Genomic DNA, 22,752 nt, shown 5'->3' with positions numbered 1-22,752 from the left:
CGTCTCAGAGGGGAAGCCACTCCGTGTGGGTCGTGAGCTCGTCGAGCACGTCGGTCAGCGGGGCGACGCCGAGACCCGGCCCGTCGGGCACCGCGAGGTGCCCATCCTGCATGACGAACGGCTCGGTGATGTCGGTCCGGTAGAACCGGTCGCTCGCCGAGACATCACCGGGAAGCGTGAAGCCCGGCAGCGACGCGAGCGCGATGTTCGCTGCGCGCCCGAGACCCGATTCGACCATGCCGCCGCACCAGACCGGCACGCCGTGAGCCGCCGCCAGATCGTGGATGCGGCGCGCCTCGAGGTAGCCTCCAACACGGCCGGGCTTGATGTTGATGATGCTCGTCGCGCCGAGCCGGATCGCCGCCGCCGCGGTCTGCGCCGACGTGATCGACTCGTCGAGACAGATCGGGGTGCGCACGATCTTCGCGAGGTCGGCGTGGCCCAGCACGTCTTCCTCTTCGAGCGGCTGCTCGATCAGCAGCAGGTCGAAGTCGTCGAGCTTCGCGAGGTGGCGTGCGTCGCGCAGGGTGTACGCCGTGTTGGCGTCGACCTGCAGCAGCACGTCGTCGCCGAACCTCTCGCGCACGGCACGCACGACGTCGACGTCCCACCCCGGCTCGATCTTGAGCTTGATCCGCACGTACCCCTCGTCGAGGTACCCGCCGACCGCTTCGAGCAACTCGGGAGTGGAGTCCATGATCCCCACCGACACCCCGCACGGCACCGTGTCGGTGATCGAGCCGAGCTCGCGGGCGAAGGACCGACCCTCGCCGCGCAGCTCGGCATCGAGCACGGCCATCTCGATCGCGGCCTTCGCCATGCGGTGACCCTTGAAGCGGTGCAGCGCCGCCGCGACGCCGTTCGCATCGCGGACGCGCGCGACAGCGGGCAGGAAGAACCGCTTCATGACGTCGACGGCACCCTCGGTGTACTCGGGCGAGTACACGGGGTCGGGAAGCGTGACGCATTCGCCCCATCCCTCGGCGGCATCCGTCACGGCCCGCACGAGCAGGATGTCGCGCTCGGTCTGCGTTCCGAAGGACGTGCGGAACGGCGAGACGAGCGGCATCGCGACGCGTCTCAGCTCGAAGCCCTCGATCTTCATCGGCTGTCTCCTTCTTTCACGATGTAGCCCGCCGCCCGGTCGTAGCCGACGATGCGTCCTCCTGCGGCGAGCAGCCCGGACAGCTGCTCCCGCACGTCTCGGCGCCACACGCGGGCCCGCGCCGGGTCGCTCGATCGCAGCTGCTCGATCCGCTCCGGCAGCGCCACGCTGACGTGCCCCGGTGCGCGCGGATCGATGCGCCGAGCGGATCCGGATGCCGCGGCCCGCACGACGTCGTCGTTCAGCTCCCACCGCACGAGCAGACGGTCGGTCTCGTCGTCGCCGTTGATGGCATCGGACATCGCCCCGTAGAAGTTCGGAAGGTACTCGAGGGGTCGCGCGCGCAGCTTCTCGACGTTGAAGTACGCGTTGCGCGAGATGAGCGGATCGAAGGTCCACTCGATCGCCTCGATGTCGCGCTCGAGCGCCCAGCCGCGCTGATGCAGTTTGAGCGCGAACCCGACCGAGCGACCGCCGTGCGGATCCCGCACGCCCGCGATGTGACTGTGCATCGCGTGCCGGTCGGGCGAGGCATGGAAGGCGACGGCCGCACCGATCAGCTCGTCGCCGTCGAACGCCCCGCCGATGTAGTTCCCCGCCTTCGCGAAGGCGCGCAGCAGCTCGGGCGCCATCGGCGGATTCTCGGCGCTTCGACCCCAGATGCCGCAGAGCAGTTCGACCACGGCGTGCTCCTCGGCGATGTTCGAGATCTCGCGCACCGTGACCCCCGCCGCCCGGGCGGCGGTGTGTGCCGCCGCGCGGGCGTCGCCCACGGTGTCATCGGCGTGCAGCAGATCGGTCACGATGGGCCCTCTTCCGTGTCCGAACGCAGCTCCTCGACGAGCTCGGCGAGCAGCAGGGTGCGCGGCACGAGGTCGGCGATCTGCACGTGCTCGTGCTCGGCGTGCGCTCCGCCGCCGACGGCGCCCAGACCGTCGAGGGTCGGCACGCCGACACCCGCGGTGAAGTTGCCGTCGCTGGCCCCTCCCACGGCGACCCCTTCGAGGGGCGCCAGGCCGAGGCGCTCGGCGGTCGCCTGCGCGAGCGCGAACAGACGAGCGGATGCCGCAGCCTCGAGCGGCGGACGGTTGATGCCGCCGTGCACCTGGACGTGCGCGCCCGGGACCGTCGGCACGAGCGCGCGCAGCGCAGCATCCACCCGTTCCTGCTCGAGAGCCGTCTGCGCACGGACATCGATCCAGAACGAGGCCCGGGCGGGCACCGTGTTGGTGGTCGTGCCGGAACCCGCGACCGTCGGGGTCACCGAGGTGCCGGCGGTCGCGTCGCCGAGGGCGGCGACGGCGAGCACCTGATGGGCGAGCTCGATCGTGGCGTTGACGCCCTTCTCGGGCTCGAGGCCCGCGTGGGCGCCGAGCCCGTCGACGGCGATCTCGTAGAGCGAGACGCCCTTGCGTGCGATCTTGAGGGCGCCGCCGTCGGCGGAGGCCTCGAGAACGAGCGCGGCGTGCGCACCGGCGGCGGATTCCTCGATGAGGCCGCGCGAGGTCGGCGAACCGAGCTCTTCGTCGCCCGTCACGAGCAGCGTCACGCCATCGCGATCGTCGAGGGCGGCCAGGGCGTGCAGTGCCATCGCGAGGCCCGTCTTCATGTCGAAGCATCCGGGTCCGCGCATCACTCCGTCGATCACCGAGAACGGCAGGCGTTCGAGCGTGCCGATCGGCCAGACCGTGTCGTGGTGCGCGACGACGAGCACGCGGGTCGAGTCGCCGAAGCGCCAGCGCACGTGCGTCACACCGTCGATCACGATCCGCTCCGCGGGAACGCCGAGGAGCTCCTCACCCACGGCGGCGACGACGTCGGCCGAGCGGGCGACGGCGGCGAGGTCGGCCGAGGGCGACTCGCACTCGACGAGTCGGCGGATCGAGGCGACGAGCGTGTCGACGTCGGCGGGGGCGGTGATCATGCCTGTGTCCCGACCTTCTCACGGACCTCGGCGGACGCGGCCGGGGCGACGTCGCTCGAGACCTTCGGCGTCGCGCGCGCGCCGAAGTGCACGTACTCCTCACCCGTGGGCAGGGCATAGAAGGTCAGCGTCATCCAGGTCTGCGTCCCGGGTGCCCGCACGGCCCACAGTCGGTCGTCGAGTCCGACGAGGTCGTATTCCTCGACGGGGTCGGGCATCATCTCGGCGAGCGGACCGAGGGTCGTCGTGCGCAGCTTGGCACCGCCGTCGGCCTCGAGGATCTCCATGCGCACCGACGCCCGCTCGTACGTGCCGACGAGCGGGGTGATGTCGATGTCGAGCGGCTCGTCGGGCACCGACACGGGCGCCTTCATCTGCAGCCCCGAGAGTTCGGCGAAGATCTCGCGGTAGAGGTCCTCATAGAGGTCTCGCGTGTTGCCGCCGTTCGTGAGCAGCGTCACGGCGACGCCGGACTCGGGATGGATGCGCAGGAACGCCGCCTGCCCGAGCGTGTTGCCGTCGTGGCCGTAGAGACGCTCGCCGTTCCACTCGAAGCGGATCCAGCCGAGGCCCCACGAATCGCCGAGCACATGCTTGTCGGGCACCTCGGCGTGGAACTCGTTCATCGCGGCGACCGTGCGCTCGTCGAGCAGCCGCGTGCCGTCGGCGGCGAGGCCGCCCGCGAGGTGCAGGCGCGCGAAGGCGAGGACGTCCTCAGCACGTGCCGTGATGAGTCCGGCGGGGCCGACCGAACGCGGCAGCAGGAAGGCGGGCGTCACGATCTGCTCGCCGCCCGCGTCGACGTGGCCGACGGCGGCGCCGTAGAGGATCGCATCCTCGGGCAGCGTCACCGTGTGGGTGAGGCCGAGGGGCTCGTAGAGCAGCTCGCTGAGGGCCGCATCCCACGTCTTGCCCGTCACGACCTCGATGATCCGGCCGAGGATCGAGTACCCCGAGTTGCAGTACGACCAGGTCACGCCGAGGGGGTGGTTGCGGCCGGCCGTGTCGAGCGAGTCGACATACTTCTCGACGGCGTCGTCGCCGCGACCGGTGTCGGTGAAGATGTCGCCGTCGATGCCGCTCGTGTGGGTGAGCAGATGCCGGACGGTGACGCCGTCGGTCGTCTCGTCGTCGACGAGACGCACACCGGGAAGGATGTCGGCGACCTTCGTGTCGAGGTCGATCTTGCCCTCGTCGACGAGGCGCATGACGACGGTCGCCGTCCACACCTTCGAGATCGAGCCGATCTGGAAGATCGAGTCCTTCGTGACGGGTGCGACCTCGAGGTTCTTGTTGAGCGTGCCGTGCACGGCCGTGACGACCTCGTCGGCCCGGCCCTCGTGCATCCGCAGAATGCCCAGCTGCGCGCCGGGCACGTTGTGGCGCTTCGCGAGGGCTGTCAGCCGTCGTTCCCAGTGCCCCGCGTCGATCGCCGCGGGGCGGGGACCTGCGGCATCGCCGGCGTAGCGCTCGACCCAGTCGACGACACGCTCGTTGTAGTCGATGCGGTGGCTCGGACGCCCGAGGATCGGGAAGATGTGGCTGCCGCCGGGATAGAGCACGAGACGGGTCGGGATGCCGCGCTCGCGCAGCGCCGTGTGCCACTGGCGCGCCTGGCCGACGGGGCAGCGCAGGTCGTCATCGCCGTGCAGCACGAGCGTCGGCGTCGTGACGTTCTCGACCTGCGAGTAGGGCGACATCTCGGCGAGACGTTCGCGATCCGCGCTGCTCCACGGCATCGCCCCGATCTCGAAGACGTTGAGCAGGTGCGCGTCGTCGCTCGTTCCCCCCATACTCACGAGGTCGCTCACGACACCGCCCGCGACGGCGGCGGCGAAGCGGTCGTCGCGGCTCGTGAGATAGCACGTCATGAAGCCGCCGTAGCTGTAGCCGGTCACCGCGAGCCGCGCCGCGTCGACGACGCCCTCGGCGACGAGCTCGTCGATCGGCTCGAGGAAGTCGTTCGCGTCGCTCACGCCCCACGCGTCGTTGACGGCCGTGAAGAACTCCTCGCCGTACCCGTCGCTGCCGCGCGGATTGAGCATCAGGATGGTCCAGCCGCGTGCGGCGAGCACCTGGTGATACAGGTGCATGTCGTCGACCGCACCGTTCCACGCGTTGTGGGGGCCACCGTGCACGTCGACGAGGAGCGGCGTGGCACCGGACACCTCGGGGTCGCGCAGGATCCACCCCTGCACCCTCACGCCGTCGCCGATCTCGAACTCGCGCGACTCCCGCACGAACAGCTCGACGCCCTCGGGTGCCGAGCCCTGCGCCGTCACGACCTCGTGCGTGCCGGTGGTGACCTCGAGCCGCACGATCTCGCCGAACGAGGCGGGCCCCGAGGCGGCGAAGGCCGCGACATCGCCGGCGACCGACAGACCCGCCACGACGATGCCGTCGCCGCCGTGGACGAGTCGGGGCTCACCACCCGTGAGCGCAACGGCATACAGGTGCGAGCATCCGCGGTCGCGCACGGCGAAGAGCACATCGCCCGATGCGGTCACCTGCGGAATCGCGCCGGGATACGCGGGGGCACCGGGCATGACGTTGCGATCGAGGGATGCCGCGAGTTCGACGGCATCGCCCGTGACGGCGTCCACGCGGTACAGCCGCGCGATGCCGACGGGCTCGGCCGCCCAGCCCACGACGACGAACTGCTCGCCGTCCGGCGTGTAGGAGACCGTCATGGCGCAGCCCTCGGCGAACCCGACGATCTTCGGCGCGGCGGCGGGGTCGGCCGGGTCGATGACGTGCACCGCCGCGCGGAAGACGAGGTCGCCCGCCCCTTCGGACGCCGCCGTGTACGCGATCCGCGAGCCGTCGGGCGACCACGCGGGGCTCATCGCCTGGGCGTCGGCCGACGTGAGCTGCTGCACATCGCCCGAGGCGAGGTCGAGAACGTGCACCTGCATCCGCATGCCGCGGAGGAATCCGGTGCCGTCGACCTCGTAGCCGACGCCGTCCGTCACGATGGGACTCGTCGAGCGCTCAGCGCGGTCGTCATCGGTCTCATCGCCGTGCGCCTCGAGCTCGACCGGCGCCACGAAAGCGATGCGGGTGCTGTCGGGCGAGAACACCGCGGAGCCGGCGCCGAGCGGCAGGTGCGTGCGCTGCTGCCCCTCTCCGCCGGCGACCGGCAGCGTCCACAGCTGGCCGTCGCGCAGGAAGGCGAGGGTCTGTCCGTCGGGCGAGAACACCGGCGCCGAGTCGGACGAGCCCTGCGTGAGGCGGCGGGCCGCGCCCGCGGCATCCGTCATCCACAGCGTCGTCGTCGGCCGGTCGGTGTCGCCGTCGACACCGGCGAGGACATAGGCGATGCGGTCGCCGCCGGGTGCGAGAGCGGGCTGGCTCGGGATGGTGAGGTCGAGCAAGTCGTCGATGCGGAGTCTGCGGGTCACGGGGTGCTCCTCGAAGGGTCGGGATGGGAACGGACTCGGCCGGGGATGGCGGCCAGAAGCTCGCGCGTGTACTCGTCGCGGGGGTGGGAGAGGACCTCAGCGGCCGGCCCCTCTTCGACGATACGGCCGCCGTGCATGACCGCGACGCGCGAGGCGACGTAGCGGACGACCGCGAGGTTGTGCGAGATGAACAGCATCGACAGCCCGAGCTCGGCCTGCAGTTCGCGGACGAGGTTCAGGATGGCGCCCTGGATCGAGACGTCCAGGGCCGAGGTGATCTCGTCGGCGATCAGCACGTCGGGTCGCCCCGCGAGGGCGCGCCCGATCGCGACGCGCTGCCGCTGGCCGCCGGACAGCTGCGACGGATAGGCACCGGCACGGGCGGGGTCGAGGTGCACGAGCTCGAGCAGTCGCTCCACCTCGAGGCGCTGCGCGGCACGGGTCAGACCCCTCGGCAGGGTCTCGGCGATGCTCGCGCCGATCGTCATGCGAGGATCGAGCGACGAATAGGGATCTTGGAACACCATCTGCAGGGGCCGGCGGCCGCGGCGGACGTCGATCGGCCGTCCGTCGAGCAGGATGCGCCCCGCGTGCAGCGGGGTGAGACCCACCGACGCACGGGCGAGCGTGGATTTGCCCGAACCGGATTCGCCCACGAGGCCGAGCACTTCGCCGTCGGGCACCGTGAGGCTGACGTCGTCGACGGCGGTCGTCGCACCGCGGCCCGACCCGAAGCGCACCGAGACGGCGTCGAAGCGCAGCTCGCTCATACGACCGCCTCCTCGGCGTCGCGCACGGGATCCGTCACGACCGGCAGCGGCTCCCCGGCATGCCAGCACGCGACGCGGCGACCCGCCGCATCCGTCACGAGGTCGGGGTCGACCTCGCGACAGTGGTCGTCGGCCAAGGGGCACCGGGCGGCGAAGGCGCAGCCGGCAGGCACGAGCGCGGGGTCGACGGGTCGGCCGGCGACCGTCGCGAGAGGGCGATCGAGGTCGGTCTGCATGTCGGGGACGGCCACGAGGAGGGCCCGCGTGTAGGGATGCTGCGCGTGCGACAGCTGCGCGGCGGGCAGGTCCTCGACGATGCGGCCGGCGTACATGACCAGCACGCGATCGCAGATCTCGGCGACGACCGACACGTCGTGGCTGATGAGCAGGATCGCGACGTCGTCGTCGTCCCGGATCGCGCGGAGCAGATCGAGCACCTGCCGCTGCACCGTCACGTCGAGGGCCGTGGTCGGCTCGTCCGCGATGATGAGCCTCGGACTGCCCATGAGCCCCATGCCGATCATCGCGCGCTGACGCATGCCACCGGAGAACTCATGAGGGTACTGGCGGGCGCGGTGCTCCGGGTCGGCGATCCGCACGGCACCCAGGCGGTCGACGGCGCGAGCGTGCGCTTCGCGTCGCGTCATGCCGTGGTGCTGCGTCGACAGTTCGGCGAGCTGACCGCCCATGCGCTTGGTCGGGTTGAAGCTCGTCATGGGGTCTTGGAAGACCATCGCGAGCGACGTGCCGAGCAGGCGTCGGTGATCGGCCGGTGCGCCGTCAAGCAGGTCCGCTCCGATGAACCGCAGAACGTCGGCGTCGACGACTCCGGGCGACTCGACGAGCTGCGCGATCGACAGCGCCGTCAGCGACTTGCCCGATCCGGATTCGCCGACGATGCCGACGACCTCGCCCGCGCGCAGCGAGAAAGTGATGCCGCGCACGGGTCGGACGAGCCCGTGCTCGCCCGGGAACGTCACCGTGAGGTCGCGGACGGTGAGCACGTCGTCGGCCGGGACGGAGGCGGACGTCGCGGGCTTCGCGCGCCGCGGCTGCACGCTCGCGAGTTGCGCGACGATCCCCGAGGACTGGATGCCGAGTGCACGCGCCGCCGCCTCACCCACGAGGTTGAACGCGAGGCCCGCGATCACGACAGCGAGGCCGGGCGCGAGCGCCGCGAGCGGATTGATGTAGATGCCCGACAAGCCCTCCATCATGAGCCGGCCCCAGTCGTACTCGGGCGGCTGGACGCCGAGGCCGAGGAAGGAGAGCCCGGCGAAGGCCAGCAGGCTTCCGCCGGCGCCGATCGTCGCGTTGACGATGAGCGGCTCGCCGATGTTGGGGAGTATGTGGCGGAAGAGCACGCGCATGCGACCGACCCCGCCGATGCGCGCCGCCGCGACGAAGTCGCGCGCCGCGATGCCCGCGACGAGCGTGTGGCACAGGCGCGCGAACGCCGGCGCCCCGGCCAGACCGATCGCGAGCGTGGCCCCGAACCATCCGGTGCCGAAGATGACGGCGAAGAAGAGCGCGAGGAGAAGACCCGGGAAGGCCACCGCGATGCCGACGAACCACGTCACGGCGCGCCCCGCACGGCCGAGGAGGAACGGCGCGACGCCCAGCAGAACGCCCGCCGTGACCGCGACGACGGTCGCCGTCAGGGCGAGCAGCACCGACAGCTGCGTCGCGACGAGCACGCGCAGCAGCAGGTCGCGACCGAGTCCGTCGGTTCCGATGGGATGCTGCGCCGACGGCCCCGCGAGGATGTTGTCGGTGTTCGTCACGTCGGCCTGCGCACCCCACAGCACGGGTGCGAGCACGGCGGTGAGCAGCACGACCGCGAGGAGGATCGCGGCCGTGAGGCCGAGGGGCGTGCCGAGCGTGCGGCGGACGGCGCGCATCAGTGCTCCGCCACCGTCGTGCGCGGGTCGAGCACCGCGAGGATCGCGTCGACGACCGTGTTGATGATGAGGACCCCCGCGCCGTAGACGAGCACCGTCGCCTGCACGACGGGGTAGTCCTTCATCTGGATGGACGACACGATCGTCGAGCCGAGACCCGGCCATGCGAAGACGTTCTCGACGAGAACCGTGCCGACGACGAGCGTGCCGAGCAGGAGGCCCGCGAGCGTGAGGGCAGCCGTCACGGCGTTCGGCAGCGCGTGACTGAGATAGATCCGCCACGCCGGCAGGCGCTTCGCCCGCGCCGTGCGGACGAAGTCCGCCTCGAGCACGCCGAGCATCTCGACGCGCACGATGCGCGCGAGCACGGCGGCGGGTCCGAGAGCCAGTGCGATGACGGGCAGGATGTAGGACTCGGGGCCCGTGCGGCCCGCGATCGGCAGCCAGCCGAGCGACACGCCGAAGACCGCGACGAGAGCGACGCCCAGGAGGAAGTCGGGGATCGCCGAGACGAAGACGCTCCCGGACGCGAAGCCCAGCTCGAGCTTGCGTCCGCGCCCGCGACGCGTCGCGACGGCCACCGCGACGCCGATCGGGATCGAAATGACGAGGGCGAAGAGGAACGCGAGGACGGCGAGGCTCGCGGTCGCCGGCAGACGCTGCGCGATGACGTCGACGACGGGGACGTTCGTCTGGATCGAGGTGCCGAAGTCGCCCGTGAAGACACCGCGGAAGTAGTTGACGTATTGCACGAGGAGCGGGTCGTTGAGCCCGAGGGCCTCACGACGGGCGGCGACGAGCTCGGCCGAGGCCGTCGGGCCGAGCGCAGCGCGCACCGGATCGCCGGGGATGAGGTGCACCATGAGGAACGCCGCCGTCATGAGCACCCAGAGCGAGACGACCAGTCGCCCCGTCCGGCGCAGGATGAACCGGAGCCAGCGATGATCGCGGGCTGGGCGCACCTCTGCGGCGGGCGGGGCGACGGCGGTGGTCATGCGGAGGGGTCCTTTCCGCGCCCGACCGGGTCCGACGCGTTCACGGGTTGATGTCAGCCGGCCAGCATCCGGATGCTGGTGGGGATGATCGTGTCGAGCTGATCGAACTGCACGCCCTTCCCGAAGGTCTTCACGACACTGTTCGCGAACGGCACGACATCGGCCGCACGATAGAGCTCGGCCTCGGCCTCGGCCCATGTGTCGCACCCGTCGATGCCCGGGATCGTCATCGCCTCGGCGACGCCCGCTTCGTACGCGTCGTTCTGGATGCCGGCGAAGTTGGTGCCCTCGGGAGCAGCCGGGCCCGACACGAAGCCGACGACCTGGTCGGGGTTGTTGACGTTGAGCGGCACCCACGCGATGTCCCACGCGCCCGTGCCGAAGATCGCGTTCGTGAGGGTCGTCGAGTCGTTCTGGGTCGGGCTGGCCTTGACGCCGATCTCTTCCCACGCCTTCGCCGCGAGCTCAGCGGCCGACGTGCCGCCCGTGCCCAGCGTGTTGGCGTAGAGGAAGGTGAACTCGAGTCGCTGACCATCCTTCTCACGCACGCCGTCGGACCCGAGTGTCCAGCCCGCGTCGTCGAGCATCGCGTTCGCCGCATCGACGTCGGTCTCGGGCAGGTTCCCCGTCACGGCGTCATATGTGCACGCCGAGGGAGCGACGATCGTGAGGCGCTTCGCGGGAGCGCCGGTGCCCCCGGTCAACACCTTCTGCAGTTCAGCGAGATCGAGCGCCTGCGTGAGGGCCATCCGCACGGCGGGGTCGCTCGTCGCGTGCGCCTCGCCCTGGTTGTACCACTGCTCGCCGGTCAGGGCTTCGATGCTCGTCGAGAACAGGTCTGCCGCCTCGAGGCGCTGCATGTCGGGGCCGACGATCTGCGCGGCGTTGATCTCGCCGGACATCACGAGGTTCGCCGCCGTCGTCTCGTTGGGGATGATGCGCGAGGTCACCGTCGCGGGCATCCCCAGCTCGGCTGTCGTCGCGCCCCCGGGACCCCACGTGTACCCCTCGCGGAGCTCATACGTGTAGTGATCGTTCGGCACCGCCTCGGTGAGCACGTATGGCCCGGTGCCGAACGTCTGCGTCGCGAGCTGACTGCGATCGGCCATGCCGGCATCGCAGACCATCGGCACGTTCGACAGCCCCTGCAGCACGAAGGGCGTCGATCCCGCCAGCGTCAGGGTCACGGTGCTGCCCTCGGCTTCGGCCGTCGACCCCGGAGGGTAGAACGACCCGAGGAACGGGCTCTGGTTCTCGGGGTCCGAGATCCAGTCCAGGTTCGCCACGACGGTGTCCGCGGTGAAGTCCGCGCCGTCCGCGCAGGTGATGCCGTCGTTCATGACGAAGGTCACCGTCTGGCCGTCGACGTTCCATTCCTTCGCGAGCTGGCTGCCCACCGTGCCATCGGCGTCGACCGAGACCAGACTGTCGTAGGCGAAGACGCTCAGCTGGAACAGCGAGCTGACGGCGGATGCCTGCGGGTCGAGCGCGCCGGGATCGGCGACCTGCGCGAGGGTGAACGATGCTCCGTCGACGTACTCGCCTCCGTCGCTGGGCTGTCCCCCGCCCCCGCCCCCGCCCGAGCAGGCGGTGAGGGCGGCGACGGCGAGTAGTGCTGTGGCGGCGGTCAGCGCCGGCCTGGTGAAGGCGGTCATGCGGTTCTCCTGGAGTGTCGGGCGGTGTCGTGCTTTCGGTGTCAGTCCGCGCGGCTCATCGCGCGGCCGTAGTGCAGGTACTTCCGGCGACCTGAGCCGTCATCGCCGAGGAACGTGTAGACCATGTGCATGTCCTTCATCGCGGGCTCGAGCGCGATGAGCGAATCGGCGGCGAGCCCGACGATCTCGACGCGCTGGGGCTTCTCACCCATCTCGGCGGCGAGCCCCTTGGGCGTCGTGTCCATCCACAGGCGGCCGTCGTCGTCGACGCTCACGCTCATGTCGAACGTCGAGTTCGAGAAGGCGCCGACGAACGGGGCGGGATCGACGGCCAGCGGCTCGGCGGGCGGCAGCGGGAACCCGTGCAGCTCAGCGCCCGCGGCATCCTTCACGATGCGTCCCACGACCGCGTTGAACAGTCCCATCACGTCGCCGCCGTTGGTGAGCAGCGCCACGGCGATCCCCGCCTCGGGCAAGACGCGCAGGAACGATGATTGGCCGATCGTGCCACCGTCGTGGCCGACGATGCGCGGTGCCCTGTCGGCGAAGATCTCCCAGCCGAGCCCCCACGCGTCGCCCATGCCGGTGACGAGCGGAAGGTCGACGTGCGTGTCCTGCATGGCGCGGACGGATGCCTCGGCCAGCACGCGCGTGCCGTCTGCGGCGGCCCCGCCCTCGATGTGCATACGCGCGAACGCCACGAGGTCGCGCGCCCGCATCGCGAGCATCGATCCCGCCGGCTCGTTCGACTTCGCGAGGGCCCACACCGGCGCGGGCGTCTCGACGCCGTCCTCGCCCGGGCCGACGTGACCGACGGCGACGCGGTGCAGGATCGCCTCGTACGCGCTCGGCGTCGTGTGAGTGAGACCCAGCGGCGCCACGAGGTGCTGCATGAGCGCGGCCTCCCAGGTCGTCTCGCGCAGCACCTCGATGAGGCGGCCGAGCACGATGTAGCCGGCGTTGTTGTAGGCGAAGAGCTCCCCGGGGGCGAAGACCTGCGGCAGCTCGGCGAGCGTCGCGACGTACTTCTCGATCGCGTCGTCTCCGCGGCCGGTGTCGGTGAAGACGTCACCCTCGAAGCCCGCCTGATGGCTCAGAAGCTGCCGCGTCGTGATCGCCGAGGCCGCGCCCTCGTCAGCGATCCGGAAGTCGGGCAGATAGTCGCGCACCGGGGCGTCGAGGTCGACAAGCCCCTCGTCCACGAGTTGCATGACGAGCGTCGCCGTCCACACCTTCGTGATCGATCCGATCTGGAAGACGGAGTCGGGCGTCGCTTCGACACCCGTCGCCGTGCTCAGCACGCCGGCTGCGGCATCGATCACCTCGCCGTCCTTCAGTACGGCGACGGCGGCACCGGGCACTCCGTGCTCTGCCACGAGGCGAGCGAAGTCGGTGCGAAGGAAATCGGCGACATCGGCGATGTTCTGCATCCCCTCACCATAAGAACCGAAGCCGTCGCAGTTTTTGTTCAACCGGATGAAACTGACACGGAGGATTGGTCCATATCACCCAAAGTCACGCAGCGCGTCGACGGCCAGACGCGCAGCGACGCCGATCGCACGATCCACCTCGGGGCGATGACCGTCGAGCGAGTCCGCGCGGGTGAACACCGCCACGGCGTAGACCCGGCCATCGGGGTACGTCACGGCCCCCACCTCGTTGCGGATCGCCGGAAGCGTGCCGGTCTTGCCCGCGACGCGCACGCCCGCCGGAAAGCCCGACGACAGTCGGTGGGGCCAGACCTGCTGCGCCATCGCGGCGCGCACGCGGGCGCACGCGTCGGGAGGTGCGGCGCGGTCAGTCCAGAGGGCGTCGATGAGCGTCGTCATCTCGCGCGGGGTCGACGATGTCGATCGCGTGGGATCGAGCGCCGAGAGGGTCCAGAGTCGCTCGGCGGGCTGCCGGCCCAGCGCCGCGTCGATGTCGGGGACGTCGCGCGGGATGCCCAGCTCGTCGACCATCGAGTCGATGATGTCCTCGCAGCATCCGTCGATCCGCGTGCCGGCCAGGCCGAGATCGGCGAGCACCCGATCGACGGCGGCCTGGCCGACACGATGGAAGAGAGCATCGGTGGCGGCGTTGTCGCTGAGGGTCAGCATGAGATGCGCCAGGTCGCGCCAGGTCAGTACGGCGTCGTCGCGGAGCCCGGCGAGCCCGACACCGCCACGGCGATAACGTGCGGTGATCGTCGTCTGCTCGTGCGGCAACAGCTCGCCCGCCGACACCGCGCGTTCGACCGCGACGGCGACGGGGATCTTGAACACCGACGCCAGCACGACTCGCGCGTCGGCCGAAACGTCGACCTCGGATCCCGCACGGCTGCCCACGGGACGCGCGTGGAGGAAGCCCGAGACCCCCGCTTCGTCGAAAACGGTCCGGATGTCATCCTCGACGGTCATCGCTGCGCACCCGCGGGCGACTCCGTCCGCCGCAGCGTGCGGCCCTGCGTCTTCAGGCGGACGACGGCACCGTCCGCGCCGCGCTCGAACCGCCCGAAGACCGTCTGCGGCGCTTCGGGACGCACCACTTCGTCGCGCAGCCCCGTGAACGCCAGGCGCAGCGGCGGCGGGAGCACCCGCTGCTCGTCGTCGGACGGCGAGGTGAAGAAGAACGTCGCGCGCAGCATCCCCTCGTCGGCGATGAGGTCGATCCCCCAGGTGCCTGCATCGAACCGTCCGCAGTAGGGCGCCAGCTCGCGCGGCTCTTGCGAGACCGCGGCCCGGGGCTCATCGGGCACGCGCCCGAGCAACGTGCGGAAGCACCATTCATCGACCGCGGCACCGAGCGCGCCGCCCGCCCCCGAGTTCGCGAGCACCGTGACGCCCAGCCCCTCGTCGGGAACGAGCGTCATCGTGGAGCGCTGGATGCCCGCGACGTTGCCGCCGTGGGTGACGGCGGTCGTGCCGTACTCCCGCACGAGGAGCCACGGGAGCCCGACCGCGTCGAACGGCACGGCGGCATCGGCCTGCGCCGTCTGCATCAAGCGACGCCGTTCCGGCGAGACGGGCGCCGACACCGCAGCGGTGCCATCGAGGTGGAACCGGAGGTATCGCGCCTGGTCGGCGATCGATGAGACGAGGCCACCCTCGGGGAGCGCGGACCGGCCGAGACCCCACGTGTGCACGACGGTCGAGGCGCCGTCGGGTCCCACCTCGTGTCCGACGACGTGGGGCCGGGAAAAGACATCCCACGGCAGGAACAGGCTCGATCCCATGCCGAGGGGCTCGAGCACGCGGCGGCGCACCACGATGTCGTAGTCGTCGCCGTCGACCACCTCGAGCAGACGACCGAGCAGCCGGAACCCGGCGTTGCTGTACGAGAAACTCTCCCCCGGCGGCGCGTACTGCGGCAGTTCCCCGTACTGGGCGATGCTGCGCTCGAGAGCCGCACGCGACCAGTCGGACTCGTCGTCGGCGATGTCACCCTCGAAGCCGCCCGTGTGGGTGAGGAGGTGCCGCGGCGTCAGTGCCGCGAGTGCGCGCGAGCTGCTGAGCCGCAGCTCGGGCAGAAGGTCGGCGACGGGCCGGTCGAGGTCGAGACGCCCTTCCTCGACGAGAGCGAGCACCGTCGTCGCCGTCACCGTCTTGGTGGTCGAACCCGTCATGAAGAGCGTGTCGATCGTGACCGGAGCGGGGGCCGCGACGCTGGCGACCCCGGTCGTGAACAGTCGTTCGACACCGTCGTGCACCACCGCGACCGCCGCGCCGGGGATTCCGGCATCCTCGGCCGTGCGATCGATGAGCTCCTGGAGCGCCGCGAACGTGGCATCCATTGCATACACCTCGTATCCATTATTGGAATCTGCCTCTTGATCAAGGCTTGATCATGTCGATACAGTCTGTATCGAGGAGGCAAACCTTGGCAAGAGATCCCCGCGATGTGACTCGCGCACGAATACTCGAAGCGGCACGGCGCCTGTTTCTGGCACGCGGGTTCACCCGTGTGGCCATAGAGGATGTCGCGGCGAAGGCCGGCTACACGCGAGGAGCGGTCTACTCGAACTTCGCGAACAAGGGCGAGCTCTTCCTCGCGCTCGTGGACGAGCGGTTCGACAGGCAGCAGGACCGCTCGTCTTTCGTCGCACCCGCCACCGCGACGGCCGCACAGCGCGTGGACCTGCTGGCGCGCTGGCTCGCGGCGGAAGCATCGCAGACGCGCGAATGGCTGTCGGCCGAGGTCGAGTTCACCGCCTTCGCGTCCACCGATCCGGCGCTCAGCGTCCGGGTGATGCAGGCCCAGCGGGCGGGTCGCAGCGCTCTGGCCGAGCTGCTTGCCGAGCAGTGTCGCCTGATCGGCGTGACGCCGCCCCTCGCGGCCGACGATCTCGCCGCCGTCGTCACGAGCCTCATCCGAGGACTCACGATCGAATACCTCGTCGACCTGCACACCGACGTCGGGGGCCTGCTGGCAGCGACACTGCGCCGACTGCTGGGGGTGCCCGACGATTCCCCTGCCCCACCGAGAAAGGACTCCCCCGATGACCATCGACCGTGACGCCTGGCAGGCCAGGCTCGACGATCTCGCCTCCCCCGATTCCTTGCCCGGCCTGTCGCTCGGCATCCTGAGCGACGGCGAGGTGCACACGTTCGCCTCCGGGGTGCTCAACCTCGCGACCGCCGTCGACGCGACGCCCGACTCGGTCTTCCAGATCGGCTCGGTCACGAAGGCGTACACGGCGACGCTGCTGCTGATGCTCGCCGACGACGGCCTGCTGGACCTCGACGCACCGCTCGTGTCGGTCATGCCCGAGCTCGCCTGGGGCGATGCCGCCGCGCGAGAAGCGGTGACCGCCCGACACCTGCTCACGCATACGAGCGGCATCGACGGCGATCACTTCCTCGACCTCGGACGCGGCGAAGACGTGCTCGAGCGCTACGTCGCCACCTGCGGCGAACTCGCCCAGGTCTTCGCGCCGGGCGCGGCCTGGTCGTACAGCAACACCGGGTTCGCGATCGCGGGCCGACTCATCGAGAGGGTGACCGGCCTCACGTACGACGAGGCACTCGCCCAACGACTGCTGCGCCCTCTGGGGATGACGCACTCGTGCACGCTGCCCGAAGAGGCGCTGCGGCATCGAGCGGCGTTCGGCCACGTTCCGGGTGCCGACGGCCTCGAGCTGGCTCCCCTGGTCGCGACACCGCGGACCATGGGCTCGGCCGGAGGCCTCGCTGCATCCGCGGCCGACGTGCTCGCGTTCGCGCGCCTCTACCTCGACGGCGGCACGGGACCGGGCGGCGGGCGGCTGTTGTCCGAGAGCGCTGTCGCGGCGGCGTTCGCGCCCGCGGTGCGCGTGCCGGACCCGTCGCTCGCCGACGACTGGGGGCTCGGGTTCATGCTGCGCACGTGGGACGGCACCCGGATCACTGGCCACGACGGTGGCACGGTCGGACAGGGCGCGTCGCTGCGGATCCTGCCCGACCACGGCACCGCCGTCGTCGTGCTCGGAAACGGTCCGGGCCTCGGCGCCGCGATGGAGTCGCTGACCGCCACGGCGATCGAGGAGATCTGCGGCATCCGCCCTCCGGCACCGCTCGAGCCGAGCACCGGCGCGGCTGATGTGAGCGAATGGGCAGGTGTCTACGAGCGGGTCAACATGCGCATCGCCGTGTCGGATGCCCCATCGGGCGCCCCCGCGGTGCAGATCGACATCGGCGGGCTCGCGGCGGAGAGCCTCGGGCGCGACAGCTTCTCGGGCACGATCCGGCAGGCGGCCGACGGCACCTTCCTGACCGACGCCCTCGGCGCCTTCATGCCTATCGTGCCGTTCTCGCTCTCCGACGGCACACGCTGCCTGCACTTCGCGGGACGCGCGCAGCCCGAGGTGCGCTGACAACGACGACTCGACATGCCACGCTGGGGCCATGAAGGCCTGGCTCGTGCGTTTCGTGTCGCTCTACGTGTTCAACGTCGTCGTGCTGCTCATCGTCGGCATGCTGCTGTCCTCGGTGCGCGTCGGGTGGGCGGCCCTGTGGGCGGGCGTCGTGCTGACGGCCGCGACGATCTGGCTCAAACCCCTCGTCGGTCGGATGTTCCGCGGCGCCGCGGCGAAGTCGGCCGGTCAGCGCACGCGGCTCGGCGAGAAGCTCGTGCAGTTCGGGCTCGTGTTCGTCGTCGAGCTCATCGTGTGGATCCTCGTCGTCGTCCTCTCGGGCGTCAACGTGTCGGGCTGGTTCTGGGGCTGGGTCATCCCGCCCCTCGCCCTGCTGCTCGCCTGGGTCATCTACGACGCCGTCGACGACAAGATCGAGGCGCGCGCGGGGGCTCTCTACGACCGTGCGACCGGGGGTCGGGTCCGGTCAGCGGACGCGACCCCCGAAACGCCCGCCTCGGCGGCAGGCCGCCGCGAACTGAACGACGGCCTCACCGACGAGCAGCGGAAGATGCTCGACGGGCTCTGAATCGCCGCGGCGCCGCGGGGTGCGGCCACAGGGTGGCGGCATCCACTGGACTACTCTCGCGCCGTGGGCGGCTGGTGGCGGCCACGGGGTGCGGCATCCGCTGGTCTGCTCTCGCGCCGTGGGCGGCGGGTGGCGGCATCCGCTCGTGTCGACCTCGGAGAACCGCGCCAAGCTCGGACCCGCAAGCCCGTCCAGCCCGAACCCCGCGCGAGCCTCCGAACCCCGCGCGAACCTCCGAACTTCGCGAAGCCCCCACCCGACTCCACATCCCAGCCCCGGAGAACCGCGTCGCGGGCGGCGGGTGGCGGCATCCGCTCGTGTCGACCTCGGAGAACCGTGCCAAGCTCGGACCCGCAAGCCCGTCCAGCCCGAACCCCGCGCGAGCCTCCGAACCCCGCGCGAACCTCCGAACCCCGCGCCAATCTCCGAACTTCGCGTGACGCGCGACGCCTGACGCGCACGGTTGCGCATCTCGACCTCGGAGGTCGGCGCGAAGCTCGGACTCGCGCGGCCATCCCATCCGGACTCCGCGCGAAAGTCCGAACTTCGCGCGAAGCTCCGAACTTCGCGACCCGCCCGCCGTGCGGTCAGGCCAGGGAGCGTTCGGCGGCCTCGACGACGTTCGTCATGAGCAGGGCGACCGTCATGGGCCCCACGCCCCCGGGGTTGGGCGAGAGGTAGCCGGCGACCTCGGCGACATCGGGATGCACATCGCCGTGGACCGTGCTCTTGCCCGTCTCGGGGTCGGTCTCCCGCGTCACGCCGACATCGAGCACGGCGGCCCCGGGCCTGACGTGCTCGGGCCGCACGATGTGCTTGACGCCTGCTGCCGCGACGATGACGTCGGCCTCGCGCAGGTGGCGGTCGAGGTCGGTCGTGCCGGTGTGGGTCAGGGTCACGGTCGCGTTGATGTCCCGGCGCGTCAGCAGCAGGCCGATCGAACGGCCGATCGTGACGCCGCGTCCGACGACGACGACGTGCTTGCCGTTCAGGTCGTAGTCGTTGCGCAGCAGCAGCTCGATGACGCCGCGGGGCGTGCACGGCAGGGGGGTCGTGATGGGCTTGTTGACGTTCAAGACGAGGCGCCCGAGGTTGGTCGGGTGCAGTCCGTCGGCGTCCTTCGCGGGGTCGATCCGCTCGAGGATCGCGTCGGTGTCGATGTGCTTCGGCAGCGGCAGCTGCACGATGTAGCCGTGGCACGCGGCATCCGCATTGAGGTCGTCGATGACGGCTTCGACGTCGGCCTGCGACGCGTCGGCGGGAAGCTCGATCTGGATCGAGTTCATGCCGATCGCCTCGGACTGACGGTGCTTCATGCCGACATACAGCTGCGACGCGGGGTCGGCGCCGACGAGCACGGTCGCGATGCCGGGCACGACGCCGCGCTCGCGCAACGCGTTGACGCGGCCCTTCAGCTCGTCCTTGATCGCCGCCGCCGCGGCCTTCCCGTCGAGTGTGTTCGCGGTCACTTCTGCGTCTCCATCAGGTCGAATTCGGCTCGCCCGCTCCGAGGATCGCCTCGAACCGTACCTTTCGCGGCGAACCCGACGCCCTCGACGTCTGCCTCGACGGAAAGGGTACGGTTCGGCGAAAGGCGCGGCGCGGGGCGGCTCCGGGCTACTGCTGCAGGTCGGGGTAGAGCGGGAACGCGGCCGTGAGTGCGGCGACGCGGGCGCGCAGCGCCTCGGTGTCGGCGTCCGGCAGCAGCGCGAGCGCGATGATGTCGGCGACCTCGGTGAACTCCGCATCGCCGAACCCGCGCGTCGCGAGCGCGGGCGTGCCGATGCGCAGACCCGACGTCACCATCGGCGGGCGCGGGTCGTTCGGGACGGCGTTGCGGTTCACCGTGATGTGGATGTCGTGGAGCAGGTCTTCGGCCTGCTTGCCGTCGATCGCGGCGTCGCGCAGGTCGACGAGGACGAGGTGCACGTCGGTGCCGTCCGAGCGCAGCGTGATGCCGGCATCGGCGACATCCTTCTGCATAAGCCGGTCGGCGAGGATCGCGGCCCCGCGCAGCACGCGCTCCTGACGCTCGGCGAACTCGGGGGTGCGGGCGAGCTTGAACGCCGTCGCCTTCGCGGCGATGACGTGCATGAGCGGACCGCCCTGCTGACCGGGGAAGACCGCCGAGTTGATCTTCTTCGCGATGTCGGCGTCGTTCGTGAGGATGAAGCCCGAGCGCGGACCGCCGATCGTCTTGTGCACGGTCGACGAGACGACGTGCGCGTGCGGCACGGGGTTCGGGTGAAGGCCCGCCGCGACGAGCCCCGCGAAGTGCGCCATGTCGACCCACAGGAGCGCCCCGACCTCGTCGGCGATCGCGCGGAACGCGGCGAAGTCGAGCTGGCGGGGGTAGGCGGACCAGCCCGCGATGATGACCTTGGGCTTGTGCTCGAGGGCGAGACGGCGCACCTCGTCCATGTCGACGACGGACGTCTCGGGGTCGACGCCGTACGCGACGATGTTGTAGAGCCGGCCCGAGAAGTTGATCTTCATCCCGTGCGTCAGATGACCGCCGTGATCGAGCGACAGCCCGAGCAGCGTGTCGCCGGGGCGCGCGATCGCGTGCAGCACGGCGGCGTTCGCCGACGCGCCCGAGTGCGGCTGGACGTTGGCGAACTCCGAGCCGAACAGCTCCTTCGCCCGCTGGATCGCGAGCTCTTCGGCGACGTCGACCTCTTCGCATCCGCCGTAGTAGCGCCGGCCGGGGTACCCCTCGGCGTACTTGTTGGTGAGCACGGACCCCTGCGACTGGAGCACCGAGACGGGAACGAAGTTCTCGGATGCGATCATCTCGAGGTACCCGCGCTGTCGCTCGAGTTCGCGCTCGAGCACCTGCGCGATCTCGGGATCGACCTCGGCGAGCGGGGCGTTGAAGAACTGGTCGGTCATGACGGTCTCCTTGACTGCGGCAATCGGAGGGTTCGAAAGGTCACACATCGGCCCAGGCGTGCGGTCGAATGCCGTCGTCAGCCGCTCCCCGGTGGTGACCCACCTCAACGCCAGTCGCGACGCTCCGAGCATAACGGATGCCGCCGCCCGGCACCCCGACGCAGGTAAGGTCGCGACCGTGAACACGCTTCGCCTCGACCGCGCCCCGGCATCGGCCGCCGCGCCGAGAGCCGGCGGGAGGGCGCACCCGTGACGACCGTCATCCATTCGGCCCGCCTCGTCGACGGCGGCGTCATCCTCGAGGACGCCTGGGTCACGTTCACCGGTGACCGCGTCTCGGGCGTCGGAACGGGCGACACGTGGCAGCCGCTCGCCGGTCCGCGAGACGACGTCGTCGATGCGACCGAGGTCGCGGGTCCGGGTGCCGTGCTCACGCCCGGCTTCATCGATCTGCACACGCACGGCGGCGGGGGCGCCGCGCACGAGGACGGGCCCGAGGCGATCCGTGCCGCACGCCGGTTCCATCTCGGCCACGGCACGACGCGCGCCGTCGTCTCGCTCGTGACGGCTCCGCTCGATCGGATCGCCGAGCGGGCGGCCGTCGTCGCCGACCTGACCGGCTCGGAGCCGACCGTGCTGGGTGCGCACCTCGAGGGGCCGTTCCTCGCCCCCGACCACAAGGGCGCGCACGACGGGGCGCAGCTGCGGCATCCCGATGCGGACTCGGTCGCGCGCCTGCTCGATGCGGGGCGCGGCACGGTGCGCCAGGTGACGCTCGCCCCCGAGCTGCCGGGCGGTCTCGACGCCGTGCGCGCCGTCGTCGCCGCGGGCGCCGTGGCCGCCGTCGGGCACACGGGCGCCGATCTCGATCGCACCGCAGCGGCCTTCGCCGCGGGGGCGACGCTCCTCACCCACGCCTTCAACGCGATGCCGGGCCTGCACCACCGCGCGCCCGGTCCGGTCGGCGCCGCGACCCTCGATCCCCGCGTGACCCTCGAGCTGGTCGTCGACGGCCTGCACGTGCATGCCGAGGTCGTGCGCATCGCGTTCGCCGCGGCGCCGGGGCGCATCGCTCTCGTGACGGACGCCATGGCGGCGGCAGGGCAGCCCGATGGGCGCTACGAGATCGGCTCTCTCGCCGTCGACGTCGTCGGCGGCGCGGCCCGGCTCACCCGCGGCGGAGCGATCGCGGGTTCGACGCTCACCCAGGATGCCGCCTTGCGGCGCACGGTCGCCGCGGGCGTGCGCCTCGGAGACGCCGTCGCGGCTCTCACCACGACACCCGCACGCGTGCTCGGCCGCGACGACCTCGGTGCGCTCGAACCCGACCGGCTCGCCGATGCCGTGCTGCTCACGGGCGACTTCGAGGTCCGTGGCGTGTGGCTCGGCGGCCAGCGCGTCGAGACCGAGGAATGAGGCGGCCGCTGCATCCCCATGTGCAGCGGCCGCGACTCCCCCTGGCGAGACATCCGGCGGACTCGGAACCCCTCCCCCGAGCGGTTCTCCGAGTCCGCCTCCGGCTGCTCCGGACGGTTCGCCCATCGCGCCGTGCCCGGCTCCTGCCCCCCGACGGGAGTGCGGGCAATGTCTCTCACACCATGAGACGGGGGTCATGCCGATCTATTACGCGGGTTCCGGGAAATTCTTCTCCGCACCCGTCAGAAGGCTCATCCGGCGGCCGGAGAACAGGAGACAAACGGCCGTAGGGCGA

17 protein-coding genes and 1 riboswitch are annotated in these 22,752 nt (G+C 70.9%); of the genes, 4 read left to right on the top strand and 13 right to left on the bottom strand.

Annotation, left to right across the window (positions count from 1 at the left end; translation table 11 throughout):
* Positions 1–4: 4 nt before the first annotated feature.
* From menC to ACWICD_RS01250, 11 genes are all read right to left on the bottom strand, one after another.
* Positions 5–1,105 (bottom strand): o-succinylbenzoate synthase, encoded by a 1,101-nt coding sequence (gene menC / locus ACWICD_RS01300; RefSeq protein ID WP_376129190.1) that lies wholly within the window; start codon positions 1,103–1,105, stop codon positions 5–7.
* Entirely contained in the window at positions 1,102–1,908 is an 807-nt protein-coding gene (locus ACWICD_RS01295) for a GNAT family N-acetyltransferase (RefSeq protein WP_376129189.1), read from the bottom strand. The genes menC and ACWICD_RS01295 overlap by 4 nt, the downstream gene beginning before the upstream one ends.
* Positions 1,905–3,029, bottom strand: coding sequence for a M20 family metallopeptidase (locus ACWICD_RS01290; protein ID WP_454139038.1), 1,125 nt, complete (start codon positions 3,027–3,029; stop codon positions 1,905–1,907). Before ACWICD_RS01290 ends, ACWICD_RS01295 begins: the two co-directional genes overlap by 4 nt.
* Positions 3,026–6,430, bottom strand: a complete 3,405-nt coding sequence (locus tag ACWICD_RS01285; protein WP_454139037.1) for a serine hydrolase — start codon at positions 6,428–6,430, stop codon at positions 3,026–3,028. Before ACWICD_RS01285 ends, ACWICD_RS01290 begins: the two co-directional genes overlap by 4 nt.
* Positions 6,427–7,200 (bottom strand): ABC transporter ATP-binding protein, encoded by a 774-nt coding sequence (locus tag ACWICD_RS01280; RefSeq protein ID WP_376129183.1) that lies wholly within the window; start codon positions 7,198–7,200, stop codon positions 6,427–6,429. The genes ACWICD_RS01285 and ACWICD_RS01280 overlap by 4 nt, the downstream gene beginning before the upstream one ends.
* On the bottom strand, positions 7,197–9,101 hold the full coding sequence (locus ACWICD_RS01275) for a dipeptide/oligopeptide/nickel ABC transporter permease/ATP-binding protein (RefSeq protein WP_454139036.1): 1,905 nt from the start codon (positions 9,099–9,101) through the stop codon (positions 7,197–7,199). Before ACWICD_RS01275 ends, ACWICD_RS01280 begins: the two co-directional genes overlap by 4 nt.
* The gene (locus tag ACWICD_RS01270) at positions 9,101–10,096 is read right to left on the bottom strand and encodes an ABC transporter permease (RefSeq protein ID WP_376129180.1); all 996 of its coding nucleotides are present in this window, start codon (positions 10,094–10,096) and stop codon (positions 9,101–9,103) included. The genes ACWICD_RS01275 and ACWICD_RS01270 overlap by 1 nt, the downstream gene beginning before the upstream one ends.
* A gap of 53 nt (positions 10,097–10,149) precedes the next feature.
* Positions 10,150–11,751, bottom strand: coding sequence for an ABC transporter substrate-binding protein (locus ACWICD_RS01265; protein WP_454139035.1), 1,602 nt, complete (start codon positions 11,749–11,751; stop codon positions 10,150–10,152).
* A gap of 41 nt (positions 11,752–11,792) precedes the next feature.
* Positions 11,793–13,181, bottom strand: coding sequence for a serine hydrolase domain-containing protein (locus tag ACWICD_RS01260; RefSeq protein WP_454139034.1), 1,389 nt, complete (start codon positions 13,179–13,181; stop codon positions 11,793–11,795).
* A 75-nt stretch (positions 13,182–13,256) separates the two neighbouring features.
* The gene (locus ACWICD_RS01255; RefSeq protein ID WP_454139033.1) at positions 13,257–14,150 is read right to left on the bottom strand and encodes a serine hydrolase; all 894 of its coding nucleotides are present in this window, start codon (positions 14,148–14,150) and stop codon (positions 13,257–13,259) included.
* Positions 14,147–15,523, bottom strand: a complete 1,377-nt coding sequence (locus ACWICD_RS01250; protein WP_454139032.1) for a serine hydrolase domain-containing protein — start codon at positions 15,521–15,523, stop codon at positions 14,147–14,149. Before ACWICD_RS01250 ends, ACWICD_RS01255 begins: the two co-directional genes overlap by 4 nt.
* A gap of 53 nt (positions 15,524–15,576) precedes the next feature.
* Here ACWICD_RS01250 and ACWICD_RS01245 point away from each other — a divergent pair, with 53 nt between their 5' ends.
* From ACWICD_RS01245 to ACWICD_RS01235, 3 genes are read left to right on the top strand one after another with little or no spacing between them, the layout of a single operon-like run.
* Positions 15,577–16,245, top strand: coding sequence for a TetR/AcrR family transcriptional regulator (locus ACWICD_RS01245; protein ID WP_376129171.1), 669 nt, complete (start codon positions 15,577–15,579; stop codon positions 16,243–16,245).
* Positions 16,229–17,581, top strand: a complete 1,353-nt coding sequence (locus ACWICD_RS01240; RefSeq protein ID WP_376129169.1) for a serine hydrolase domain-containing protein — start codon at positions 16,229–16,231, stop codon at positions 17,579–17,581. The genes ACWICD_RS01245 and ACWICD_RS01240 overlap by 17 nt, the downstream gene beginning before the upstream one ends.
* 31 nt (positions 17,582–17,612) lie before the next feature.
* The gene (locus tag ACWICD_RS01235) at positions 17,613–18,149 is read left to right on the top strand and encodes a hypothetical protein (RefSeq protein WP_376129168.1); all 537 of its coding nucleotides are present in this window, start codon (positions 17,613–17,615) and stop codon (positions 18,147–18,149) included.
* A 587-nt stretch (positions 18,150–18,736) separates the two neighbouring features.
* Here ACWICD_RS01235 and ACWICD_RS01230 read toward each other — a convergent pair.
* Together ACWICD_RS01230 and glyA are read right to left on the bottom strand one after the other, a co-directional pair.
* A complete protein-coding gene (locus ACWICD_RS01230) occupies positions 18,737–19,618 on the bottom strand; it encodes a bifunctional methylenetetrahydrofolate dehydrogenase/methenyltetrahydrofolate cyclohydrolase (RefSeq protein ID WP_454139031.1) in 882 nt (293 codons plus the stop codon).
* 148 nt (positions 19,619–19,766) lie between these two features.
* Positions 19,767–21,041 carry a serine hydroxymethyltransferase gene (gene glyA, locus ACWICD_RS01225; protein WP_454139030.1) on the bottom strand — a complete coding sequence of 425 codons (1,275 nt, stop codon included), beginning with the start codon at positions 21,039–21,041 and terminating at the stop codon, positions 19,767–19,769.
* Positions 21,042–21,084: 43 nt separating this feature from the next.
* A riboswitch (ZMP/ZTP riboswitch) is annotated at positions 21,085–21,169 on the bottom strand.
* A 121-nt stretch (positions 21,170–21,290) separates the two neighbouring features.
* Here glyA and nagA point away from each other — a divergent pair.
* Positions 21,291–22,457 carry an N-acetylglucosamine-6-phosphate deacetylase gene (nagA, locus tag ACWICD_RS01220; RefSeq protein WP_454139029.1) on the top strand — a complete coding sequence of 389 codons (1,167 nt, stop codon included), beginning with the start codon at positions 21,291–21,293 and terminating at the stop codon, positions 22,455–22,457.
* Positions 22,458–22,752 lie beyond the last annotated feature (295 nt).

The organism is Microbacterium sp. NPDC055357, from assembly GCF_053644835.1.
This window is presented reverse-complemented; position numbering and strand designations above follow the sequence as displayed.

Excerpts from the sequence above, each read along its gene's own strand:
- ACWICD_RS01255 (WP_454139033.1), bottom strand. The coding sequence starts at position 14,150 with ATGACCGTCGAGGATGACATCCGGACCGTTTTCGACGAAGCGGGGGTC.
- ACWICD_RS01265 (WP_454139035.1), bottom strand. The coding sequence starts at position 11,751 with ATGACCGCCTTCACCAGGCCGGCGCTGACCGCCGCCACAGCACTACTC.
- menC (WP_376129190.1), bottom strand. The coding sequence starts at position 1,105 with ATGAAGATCGAGGGCTTCGAGCTGAGACGCGTCGCGATGCCGCTCGTC.
- ACWICD_RS01250 (WP_454139032.1), bottom strand. The coding sequence starts at position 15,523 with ATGGATGCCACGTTCGCGGCGCTCCAGGAGCTCATCGATCGCACGGCC.
- ACWICD_RS01240 (WP_376129169.1), top strand. The coding sequence starts at position 16,229 with ATGACCATCGACCGTGACGCCTGGCAGGCCAGGCTCGACGATCTCGCC.
- glyA (WP_454139030.1), bottom strand. The coding sequence starts at position 21,041 with ATGACCGACCAGTTCTTCAACGCCCCGCTCGCCGAGGTCGATCCCGAG.
- ACWICD_RS01275 (WP_454139036.1), bottom strand. The coding sequence starts at position 9,101 with ATGCGCGCCGTCCGCCGCACGCTCGGCACGCCCCTCGGCCTCACGGCC.
- ACWICD_RS01280 (WP_376129183.1), bottom strand. The coding sequence starts at position 7,200 with ATGAGCGAGCTGCGCTTCGACGCCGTCTCGGTGCGCTTCGGGTCGGGC.
- ACWICD_RS01235 (WP_376129168.1), top strand. The coding sequence starts at position 17,613 with ATGAAGGCCTGGCTCGTGCGTTTCGTGTCGCTCTACGTGTTCAACGTC.
- ACWICD_RS01270 (WP_376129180.1), bottom strand. The coding sequence starts at position 10,096 with ATGACCACCGCCGTCGCCCCGCCCGCCGCAGAGGTGCGCCCAGCCCGC.
- ACWICD_RS01260 (WP_454139034.1), bottom strand. The coding sequence starts at position 13,181 with ATGCAGAACATCGCCGATGTCGCCGATTTCCTTCGCACCGACTTCGCT.
- ACWICD_RS01290 (WP_454139038.1), bottom strand. The coding sequence starts at position 3,029 with ATGATCACCGCCCCCGCCGACGTCGACACGCTCGTCGCCTCGATCCGC.
- ACWICD_RS01245 (WP_376129171.1), top strand. The coding sequence starts at position 15,577 with ATGTCGATACAGTCTGTATCGAGGAGGCAAACCTTGGCAAGAGATCCC.